Here is an 8,733-nt window from a genome sequence, read left to right on the forward strand (position 1 = left end):
GTCCGGCCGGGCCCGCCGGTGCCGCCAGGCCGGTGCACGGTCTTCCTCGCGCTGCGCGGGGCGCGGGCCGCGGGTGCCGCCCACCGCACGGTGGTCCACGCCCCGGACCGCAGCGCGGAGTTGGCCGGAATCTTCGGCGAGGGCGCGCCGCGCTACCGGCCGACGGTCACGGTGCTGCGCCCGGACGATCCGGACGTCCGCCCGGACGAGGGCCACGAAGCCGTCACGCTGACGGCCACGGTCGCCCCGCACGGCCGGGTGGACTGGGCGGACGAGGCGACGGCCGCGGGCTTCGCGGAGCGGATGCTGGACGCGGCGGAGGGCCTGCTGCCGGGCCTGCGGGACCGGCTGCTGTGGCATGAGGTCCGCACACCCGCGGACACCGAGCGGGCGACGGGCGCCGAGGGCGGTGGCGTTCCGGCGCCGGTGCTGGCCGGCGGCGGGGGCGCGTTCCTCCGCACGGCCAACGCGACGCCGCTGTCCGGTCTGTACCTCGCGGGCGGTTTCGCCCACCCCGGCGGGGGGCTGGCCCACGCCGGGATGTCCGGGACGATGGCCGCGGGCCTGATCGTCTCCGGGGCGGACTGGCGCGGCTCCCAGTAGGGCCGCAGCCCGGGCCCGCCCCGGCCCGGGTTCAGTAGCGGTGCTGCTCGTTGTACTGCTCGCCGTAGCCCTGGCCCTGCGCCGGGGGCTGCTGCGGGTACGCGTGCGGGTAGCCCTGCGGAGCGGGCGGCAGGTCGCCGTCGCGCTGCTGCGGCACCCAGACCCCGCCGGGCGGGGTGTCCATGTCGTACTGCTGGGCCGGGGCGTAGGCGTCGGCGGCATGGCCGCCCATGCCGTACGGCTGCGCCGCCGTCTGCGGCTGCTGGTACTGCCCGTAGGTGCCGTACGGGTCGTAGCCCTGCTGCCGGTTGCCGATGTAGGGGTCGGAGTACGCCGCGTACTGGCCCTGCCCGTAGTCGAATTGGCCGGGGGCCGGCTGAGCCTGTGTGCCGTACGCGTCGCCGTACTGGCCGTAGCCGCCGTCCTGCGCCGGGGCGGTGGCGTAACCGGTGTCGCCGTAGCCTCCGTAGCCCGCGTCATGGCCGGGGGCGGGCGCGGGTTCGGCCAGGGGCGGCTGCTCGGCGGCGTGCGTGAACGAGTCGCCCGCGGTGGCCGTCGCGGCGAGCCCCGCGGGCTCCTGGAGCGGAGGGACGGCGGGCATGGCCGCGGTCTCGTCGAGCGGCGCGGCGGAGGAGACCGGAGGGGCGGGCGGGGTCGGCGGGGCCTCCGCGCGCTCGCTCCTGCGGCGCCGGCCGGCCCGCGGCTCCTTCACGCCCTCGTCCTCGGCGGCCGCTTTCCCGGCACGCTTACCGGACTTGACGCCTCTGCCGGACTTGCCACCCTTGACGGACTTTCCGGGATTGCCGGATTCGCCGTTGCCGTCCGCCTCGTTGCCGTCGTTCCGGCCGTCCCGGCGGAGCGCCCAGCCGCGGGAGAAGCCCCGGCGGAAGGAGAGCGTCACGTAGGTCTGCCCGACGGCGAACGCCACCGCGCCCACCGCGATGACCGCGACGGACGGGATGACGACCCCCGCGACGACGCCGAGGAACCCGGCGAAGGCGAGGAGGCGCCAGCGCAGTCGCGCCTTGTACTGCAGCAGCACCTCGCCGAGCAGCCAGAGCGCGACGACGCCGAACGCGATGTAGAGGACCGTCCAGCCCATTTACGCCCCTCTCGTGGCCGCAGCCCTTCGAGGGGCCGGCCGTCAGGACCGCTGGTGCAGTCCCAGATTCTCGTAGATTTCCAGCGTCGCCGTGGAGTGGTTCAGGGTAATGAAGTGCAGCCCGGGAATCTCCTCGGCCATCAACCGAGCGCACAGCTCCGTGGCGTACTCGATCCCGATCGAGCGTACAGCGGCCCGGTCGTCCTTGACCGCGAGGATCCTCTCGGCCAGCGCGGGCGGGAACGCGGCATTGCTGAGCTGGGCGAACCGCTCGATCTGGCGGACGTTGGTGACCGGCATGATCTCGGGGATGATCGGGGTGTCGCAGCCGGCGGCGGCGACCCGGTCGCGCAACCGCAGGTAGTCGTCGGGGTAGAAGAACATCTGGGTGATGGCGAAGTCCGCGCCCGCGCGGCACTTGTCCACGAAGTGCCGGATGTCCGTGTCCCAGTCGGTGGAGCGCGGGTGCATCTCGGGGAAGGCCGCGACGCCGACGCAGAAGTCGCCGGACTCCTTGATGAGCCGGACGAGGTCGACGGCGTAGTCGAGGCCTTCGGGGTGGCGCACCCACTCCCCCATGGGGTCGCCGGGCGGATCGCCGCGCAGGGCCAGCATGTTGCGGATGCCGACGTCGGCGTACTGGCCGATGATGTTGCGGAGCTCGGCCTTGGAGTGGTTGACGGCTGTCAGGTGGGCGACGGGCGTGAGCGTCGTGTCGGTCGCCATGCGCTCGGTCACGCGCACGGTGCCCTCACGGGAGGAGCCTCCCGCGCCGTAGGTGACGGAGACGAAGGTCGGGCCGACGGCCTCGATCCGGCGGATGGCGTCCCAGAGGGTGCGTTCCCCCTTCTCGGACCTCGGGGCGGCGAACTCGAAGGAGTACGAGCGCTCGCCTGAGGCGAGCAGCTCACGCACCGTGCGCGCATGGTCTGTCCTGGTGGAGGCGGTGCCAAGGGCCATACCCGAAGTTAACCAGCGGTTCCCGCGGCCCCCAATCCCACTTTTTCGATTTGCCCGATAAGCCGGTCTCCCGTCCGCATGCCGGACGGGTTCTTCATGTTTTTTTGACACTCTCGCGGCCGGCCCCGCCCGGAACCCGGCTGCGGGAGGCACACTGCGAGGTTTCTCAGAGGCGCTCGCGGACGCGCTTGGCCAGCTGCGCCGCCGCCTCACCCGGATCGTCCGCCTCGGTGATCGCACGGACCACGACGACCCGGCGGGCGCCCGCGTCGAGCACCTCGTCGAGGTTGCCCGGGTCGATGCCGCCGATGGCGAACCAGGGGCGGGCGGTGCCCAGGGCCGCCGCGTGGCGGACCAGGGACAGGCCGGGGGCGTGGCGGCCCGGCTTGGTGGGGGTCGGCCAGCAGGGGCCGGTGCAGAAGTAGTCCACGCCGGGCTCGGCCGCCGCGGCGTCCACCTCGGCCTCGGCGTGCGTCGACCGGCCGATCAGCACCTCCTCGCCGAGGATGGCGCGGGCGGCGGGCACCGGCAGGTCGCCCTGGCCGAGGTGCAGGACTCCGGAGCCGGCGGCGTGGGCGACGTCCGCCCGGTCGTTGACCGCGAAGAGCTTGCCGTGGCGGCGGGCGGCCTCGGCGAAGACGGCCAGGTGCTCCAGCTCCTCGCCGGCCTCCATGCCCTTGTCGCGCAGCTGGATGATGTCGACGCCGCCGGCGAGGACCGCGTCGAGGAACTCCGGCAGGTCGCCCTGGCGCTTGCGGGCGTCGGTGCACAGATAGAGCCGGGCGTCGTCGAGGAGCTCGCGGGCGGTGGCGGACATCGGGTGGTTCCCCCCGGGTCGGCGGTGCACGGGCGGGGACGGGCCCCGCCCGTGCACCGGACGGTTGTGACGGGCGCGGCTCACCGCGCCCGGTTACTGCGGCTGAGACTTCCGGTCGGCCCTTCGGCTCAGACGGCGAGCGCCTGGGCGCGCCGCTTCACCTCCGTGCCGCGGTTCTCCCGCAGCGCGTCGGCCGGGGTGCCCGGCAGGGTGGGGTCGGCGGTGAAGAGCCACTCCAGCATTTCCTCGTCGCTGAAGCCGTCGTCCCGCAGCAGCGTCAGGGTGCCTGCCAGGCCCTTGACGACCTTGCCCTCGCCGATGAAGGCGGCGGGCACCATGAGCACCCGGTTCTCGCCCCGGCGGACGGCGATCAGCTGGCCCTCCTTCACCAGCTGCCGCACGCGCGTCACCTCCACGCCGAGCATCTCGGCGATGTCGGGGAGGTTGAGCCAGGCGGGAACAAGCGCGTCGATCTTTGCGTCAATCTCGGTCACAGGACAAGCCTGCCATCTGGCACTGACAGCCGGTAGCCGGGTTGACCCGACCCGGGCGCGTCACGCCGTCACGGCCTCCCGCCGCGGCGCCGTGACGCGCCGCTCAGAGCACGGCGGACTTCAGCGGCACGGACGCGTCGGCGGCCTTCGCCCGGTCGAGGGCGGCGCCCTTCTCGATGAGCTTGCGGCCCTGGGCCAGGTCCCGGGGACGGCCGACGGCCAGCAGGGCGACCAGGGCCCCGCCGCGCAGCCAGCACACGCTCCAGGCGGCGCTCGACGGGTCGCCGCGCCACAGCAGTTCGTCGGCGCCGGCGTGGTGGCCCGCGTACTGCACGAACCGCCCGAACTGCTCGGACCAGAAGTACGGCACCGGGTCGTAGACCGGCCCCTCGGCCGTGCCGAGCGCGATGTTCGCGGCGACGGTCCGCGGCCCCTGCATGGCGTTGTCCCAGTGGTGCACGAGCAGCCGCTCGCCGTAGCGCGCGGACGGGAACGACGCGCAGTCACCGACCGCGTAGACGCCGGACAGCGAGGCGCGCAGCCGCTCGTCGGCGACGATCGCGCGGTCGTCGCCGAGCTCGATGCCGGAGCCCTCCAGCCAGCCGGTGGCGGGGCGCGCGCCGATGCCGACGACCACGGCGCCGGCCGGCAGCCGGGTGCCGTCGGCGAGCACGACCGCGCCGGGCTCCACGGTGCTCACGCGCGCGCCGAGCATCAGCCGGGCGCCGCTCTCGGCGTACCAGGGGGCCATGCGCTCGGCGACCTCGGCGGGCATCGCGCCGGCGAGCACGCGGTCCGCGGCCTCGACCACGGTCACCTCGCAGCCCGCCTCCCGGGCGGCCGTCGCGACCTCGGCGCCGATCCAGCCCGCGCCGACGGCGACGACGTCGTGCTGGGCGGCCAGCACCGGCCGCAGGCGCACCGCGTCGTCCAGGGTGCGCAGCAGATGGACGTTGGACAGGCCCTCGCAGCCGGGCAGCCGGACGGGCTCGGCGCCGGTGGCGATGACCAGGACGTCGTACGGGACGGGGCCGTCGGCGGTGTCCAGCAGGCGCTCGGCGGCGCGCAGGCCGGTGGCCTCCCGCCCGAGCTGCAGGTCTATTCCGAGCGAGGCGAAGTCCACCTCGAACGCGGAGCCCTCGGCCTTGCCGAGCAGGACGGCCTTGGAGAGCGGCGGCCTGTCGTACGGCGGGTGCGGCTCGGCGCCCAGCACGGTCACCGTGCCGGTCCAGCCGTACTCGCGCAGGGCGACGGCGGTCTGCACGCCCGCCATCCCGGCACCCACGATGACGACGCTCCGCTCACTGGCGGCAACTGCTTCTTCCCGGTGCTCGCTCACCCGATCACTGTAGGGCGGTGGCGGCGGGGACCGGCGCGCGGGCACCGCCGCGTCGCCGTCCGACGGGCCCTCGCCCGGGCGTCGCGCCGCGTACTAGGGTGGCCGGTACAACGCACTCGCGGGAGCCCGGACGACCGGGCTGAGAGGGAGGCTGACCGGCCTCCGACCGTACGAACCTGATCCGGGTCATGCCGGCGAAGGGAGGGGCTGGACGCCTCATGGACGCGTCTACCACCACATCGGACACATCGGGCCGCACTCCGGCCGTGCCCGCCTGCGACGTCCTCGTCGTGGGCGGCGGCCTGATCGGCCTCGTCACCGCCTGGCGCGCGGCGCAGCGCGGCCTGCGCACCGCCGTCGCCGACCCCGCGCCGGGCGGCGGCGCGGCACGGGTCGCCGCCGGGATGCTGGCCGCGGTGACCGAGCTGCACTACGGCGAGGAAGCGCTGCTCGCCCTCAACCTGGCCTCCGCGCGGCGCTATCCGGGCTTCACAGCGGAGCTGGAGGAGGCGAGCGGCGTCGCCACCGGCTACCGCGCGTGCGGCACGCTGGCCGTCGCCCTCGACGCCGACGACCGGGAGCACCTGCGCGAACTGCACGCCCTGCAGCAGCGCTGCGGCCTGGACGCGCAGTGGCTCACGGGCCGCGAGTGCCGCCGCCTGGAGCCGATGCTCGCGCCGGGCGTACGCGGGGGGCTGCGCGTCGACGGGGACCACCAGACCGATCCCCGCAGGCTCGCGCGTGCGCTGCTCACGGCCTGCGAGCGGGCCGGGGTCGCCTTCCACCGCGCCAAGGCCGTACGGCTGCTGCTCTCCGGCGACCGGGCCGCGGGCGCGGAGCTCGCCGACGGGCGCCGCGTCCCCGCCGGCCAGGTCGTGCTCGCCGCGGGCAGCTACAGCGGCGCGCTCGCGGGCGTCCCCGCCGACGTCCTGCCGCCCGTGCGGCCCGTCAAGGGCCAGGTGCTGCGGCTGCGCGTCCCGGACGCGTACGCGCCCTTCCTCTCCCGCACCGTGCGGGCGGTCGTCCGCGGCGGCCCGGTGTACCTGGTGCCGCGCGAGAACGGCGAGCTGGTCCTCGGCGCGACCACCGAGGAGCTCGGCTGGGACACCACGGTCACCGCGGGCGGCGTCTACGAACTGCTGCGCGACGCCCACGAGCTGGTGCCCGGCATCACCGAACTGCCCCTGGTGGAGACCTCCGCCGGGCTGCGCCCCGGCTCCCCCGACAACGCTCCCCTGCTCGGCCCGACCGCCCTGCCCGGCCTGCACACCGCCACCGGCCATCACCGCAACGGCGTCCTGCTCGCCCCGCTGACCGGCGACGTCATGGCTGAGGTGCTGACCACGGGGCGCCTCCCCGAGGAGGCCCGCCCCTTCTCCCCCCGACGCTTCTCGAACGCGCTCCAGGAGCTGCCCGCATGAACCCCTCCGACCCCACCGACACGCCCGCGGCCCACATGGGCATCAGCGTCAACGGCGAGCACCGCGAGGTGCCCCACGGCCTGACCCTCGACAGCCTCGTGGCGAGCATGACGACCGCGCACCGCGGCGTGGCCGCCGCCGTCAACGAGGCCGTCGTGCCGCGCGGCCAGTGGCCCGCCACCCGGCTCGGCTCCGGCGACCGCGTCGAGGTCCTCACCGCAGTGCAGGGAGGCTGATCAGCCTGATGGCCGACGACCTGCTCACCATCGCCGACACCTCCTTCAGCTCCCGGCTGATCATGGGCACCGGCGGCGCGCCCAGCCTCGACGTCATGGAGCGCGCGCTGCTCGCCTCCGGCACCGAGCTGACCACCGTGGCGATGCGCCGCCTCGACGCGACCGTCCGCGGCTCCGTGCTCTCCGTCCTGCAGAAGCACTCCATCCGGGTGCTGCCGAACACGGCCGGCTGCTACACGGCCGGCGAGGCCGTCCTCACGGCCCGGCTGGCCCGCGAGGCGCTCGGCACGGACTGGGTCAAGCTGGAGGTGATCGCCGACGAGCGCACCCTGCTGCCCGACCCGATCGAGCTGCTCGACGCCGCGGAGATCCTCGTCGACGACGGCTTCACCGTGCTGCCGTACACCAACGACGACCCGGTCCTCGCCCGCAAGCTGGAGGACGTCGGCTGCGCGGCGATCATGCCGCTGGGCTCGCCCATCGGCTCCGGCCTCGGCATCCGCAACCCGCACAACTTCCAGCTGATCACCGAGCGGGCCGGGGTCCCCGTGATCCTCGACGCGGGCGCCGGCACGGCCTCCGACGCGGCGCTCGCCATGGAGCTGGGCTGCGCGGCGGTCATGCTCGCCTCGGCGGTGACGCGCGCCCAGGAGCCCGTGCTGATGGCGGAGGCGATGCGGCACGCGGTGGAGGCGGGGCGGCTGGCGCACCGGGCGGGGCGGATACCGCGGCGGCACTTCGCCGAGGCGTCTTCTCCTGCGGAGGGCTTGGCACGGCTCGATCCGGAACGTCCGGAGTTCGCTCAGTAGCAGGGGCTCCGCCCCTGACCCCGTTGTCCTCAGGCTCCGGGCGGGCTTGATTTTGGCTGGGCGCTCACCCTTTTAGACTCGTCGCGTGGATACGACGCTAGGGGACCCGTTGGTCGGGCACACGCTCGACGGCCGCTACCGGGTCGAGGCCCGCATCGCCGTGGGCGGCATGGCCACGGTCTACCGCGCCCTCGACACCCGGCTCGACCGGGTGCTCGCGGTCAAGGTGATGCATCCCGCCCTCGCCTCGGACACGGCCTTCGTGGAGCGTTTCATCCGCGAGGCCAAGTCCGTCGCGCGCCTGGACCACCCCAATGTGGTGGGCGTCTACGACCAGGGCACCGACGGCCCGTACGTCTATCTGGCGATGGAGTACGTGCCCGGGTGCACGCTGCGCGACGTGCTGCGCGAGCGCGGGGCCCTGCAGCCCCGCGCCGCCCTCGACATCCTGGAGCCGGTGCTGGCCGCGCTCGGCGCGGCCCACCTCGCGGGGCTCGTGCACCGCGACATGAAGCCCGAGAACGTCCTCATCGGGGACGACGGCCGCGTGAAGGTCGCCGACTTCGGGCTCGTACGGGCCGTGGACACCGACACCACCGCCTCCACCGGCTCCGTCCTCGGCACGGTGTCCTACCTGGCCCCCGAGCAGCTGGAGCACGGCACCGCCGATCCGCGCGTGGACGTCTACGCGTGCGGCGTCGTCCTCTACGAGATGCTGACGGGCGGCAAGCCGCACACCGGCGGCACCCCGGCCCAGGTCCTCTACCAGCACCTGCACGCGGACGTCCCGGCGCCGTCGGAGGCCGTGCCGGGGCTGGCCGCCGGGCTGGACCGGCTCGTCGCCGAGGCGGCGTCCCGCGACCCGCAGCTGCGCCCGGCCGACGCGGTCGCGCTGCTCGGCCTGGCCCGCACGGTGCGCGAGGGGCTGAGCGACGAGCAGCTCGACGCGCTG

At 74.7% G+C, this 8,733-nt stretch carries 10 protein-coding genes and 1 riboswitch; of the genes, 5 read left to right on the forward strand and 5 right to left on the reverse strand.

Annotated features, from left to right (window positions below; translation table 11 throughout):
- On the forward strand, positions 1–603 hold a 603-nt coding region (locus B7P34_RS33685; protein WP_435693993.1), incomplete at its 5' end, for a phytoene desaturase family protein.
- Between the two features lie 31 nt (positions 604–634).
- Here the strand turns inward: B7P34_RS33685 and B7P34_RS33690 are convergent.
- The 5 genes from B7P34_RS33690 to B7P34_RS33710 all read right to left on the reverse strand — a co-directional run bounded on the left by B7P34_RS33690 (position 635) and on the right by B7P34_RS33710 (position 5,315).
- Positions 635–1,705, reverse strand: a complete 1,071-nt coding sequence (locus B7P34_RS33690) for a hypothetical protein (protein ID WP_106681962.1) — start codon at positions 1,703–1,705, stop codon at positions 635–637.
- Between the two features lie 42 nt (positions 1,706–1,747).
- Positions 1,748–2,665 carry a methylenetetrahydrofolate reductase [NAD(P)H] gene (metF, locus tag B7P34_RS33695; protein ID WP_106681963.1) on the reverse strand — a complete coding sequence of 306 codons (918 nt, stop codon included), beginning with the start codon at positions 2,663–2,665 and terminating at the stop codon, positions 1,748–1,750.
- A 166-nt stretch (positions 2,666–2,831) separates the two neighbouring features.
- Positions 2,832–3,482 carry a thiamine phosphate synthase gene (thiE, locus tag B7P34_RS33700; RefSeq protein ID WP_106681964.1) on the reverse strand — a complete coding sequence of 217 codons (651 nt, stop codon included), beginning with the start codon at positions 3,480–3,482 and terminating at the stop codon, positions 2,832–2,834.
- 128 nt (positions 3,483–3,610) lie between these two features.
- Complete coding sequence (locus tag B7P34_RS33705; RefSeq protein ID WP_030364686.1) at positions 3,611–3,976, reverse strand: Rv2175c family DNA-binding protein; 366 nt, start codon at positions 3,974–3,976, stop codon at positions 3,611–3,613.
- Positions 3,977–4,079: 103 nt separating this feature from the next.
- Positions 4,080–5,315 (reverse strand): NAD(P)/FAD-dependent oxidoreductase, encoded by a 1,236-nt coding sequence (locus B7P34_RS33710; protein WP_223268508.1) that lies wholly within the window; start codon positions 5,313–5,315, stop codon positions 4,080–4,082.
- A gap of 108 nt (positions 5,316–5,423) precedes the next feature.
- Positions 5,424–5,535: riboswitch (TPP riboswitch) on the forward strand.
- Here B7P34_RS33710 and thiO point away from each other — a divergent pair.
- From thiO to B7P34_RS33730, 4 genes are all read left to right on the forward strand, one after another.
- Positions 5,534–6,736: a glycine oxidase ThiO gene (gene thiO, locus B7P34_RS33715; protein ID WP_106681966.1), complete on the forward strand. Its 1,203-nt coding sequence runs from the start codon at positions 5,534–5,536 to the stop codon at positions 6,734–6,736. (Overlaps the previous riboswitch by 2 nt.)
- Positions 6,733–6,972 carry a sulfur carrier protein ThiS gene (gene thiS / locus B7P34_RS33720; RefSeq protein ID WP_223268509.1) on the forward strand — a complete coding sequence of 80 codons (240 nt, stop codon included), beginning with the start codon at positions 6,733–6,735 and terminating at the stop codon, positions 6,970–6,972. Before thiO ends, thiS begins: the two co-directional genes overlap by 4 nt.
- An 8-nt stretch (positions 6,973–6,980) precedes the next feature.
- Positions 6,981–7,781 (forward strand): thiazole synthase, encoded by an 801-nt coding sequence (locus B7P34_RS33725; protein ID WP_106681967.1) that lies wholly within the window; start codon positions 6,981–6,983, stop codon positions 7,779–7,781.
- An 85-nt stretch (positions 7,782–7,866) separates the two neighbouring features.
- Positions 7,867–8,733: protein kinase domain-containing protein (locus B7P34_RS33730; RefSeq protein ID WP_146167008.1), on the forward strand; the 867-nt coding region annotated here is incomplete at its 3' end.

This window comes from Streptosporangium nondiastaticum (genome assembly GCF_003011965.1).
In the GTDB taxonomy this organism is placed as follows: Bacteria; Actinomycetota; Actinomycetes; order Streptomycetales; family Streptomycetaceae; genus Streptomyces; species Streptomyces nondiastaticus.

What these genes read in the sequence shown, in the direction of transcription:
- B7P34_RS33690 (WP_106681962.1), bottom strand. Translation starts at nt 1,705, where the DNA reads ATGGGCTGGACGGTCCTCTACATCGCGTTCGGCGTCGTCGCGCTCTGG.
- metF (WP_106681963.1), bottom strand. Translation starts at nt 2,665, where the DNA reads ATGGCCCTTGGCACCGCCTCCACCAGGACAGACCATGCGCGCACGGTG.
- thiE (WP_106681964.1), bottom strand. Translation starts at nt 3,482, where the DNA reads ATGTCCGCCACCGCCCGCGAGCTCCTCGACGACGCCCGGCTCTATCTG.
- thiO (WP_106681966.1), top strand. Translation starts at nt 5,534, where the DNA reads ATGGACGCGTCTACCACCACATCGGACACATCGGGCCGCACTCCGGCC.
- thiS (WP_223268509.1), top strand. Translation starts at nt 6,733, where the DNA reads ATGAACCCCTCCGACCCCACCGACACGCCCGCGGCCCACATGGGCATC.
- B7P34_RS33725 (WP_106681967.1), top strand. Translation starts at nt 6,981, where the DNA reads ATGGCCGACGACCTGCTCACCATCGCCGACACCTCCTTCAGCTCCCGG.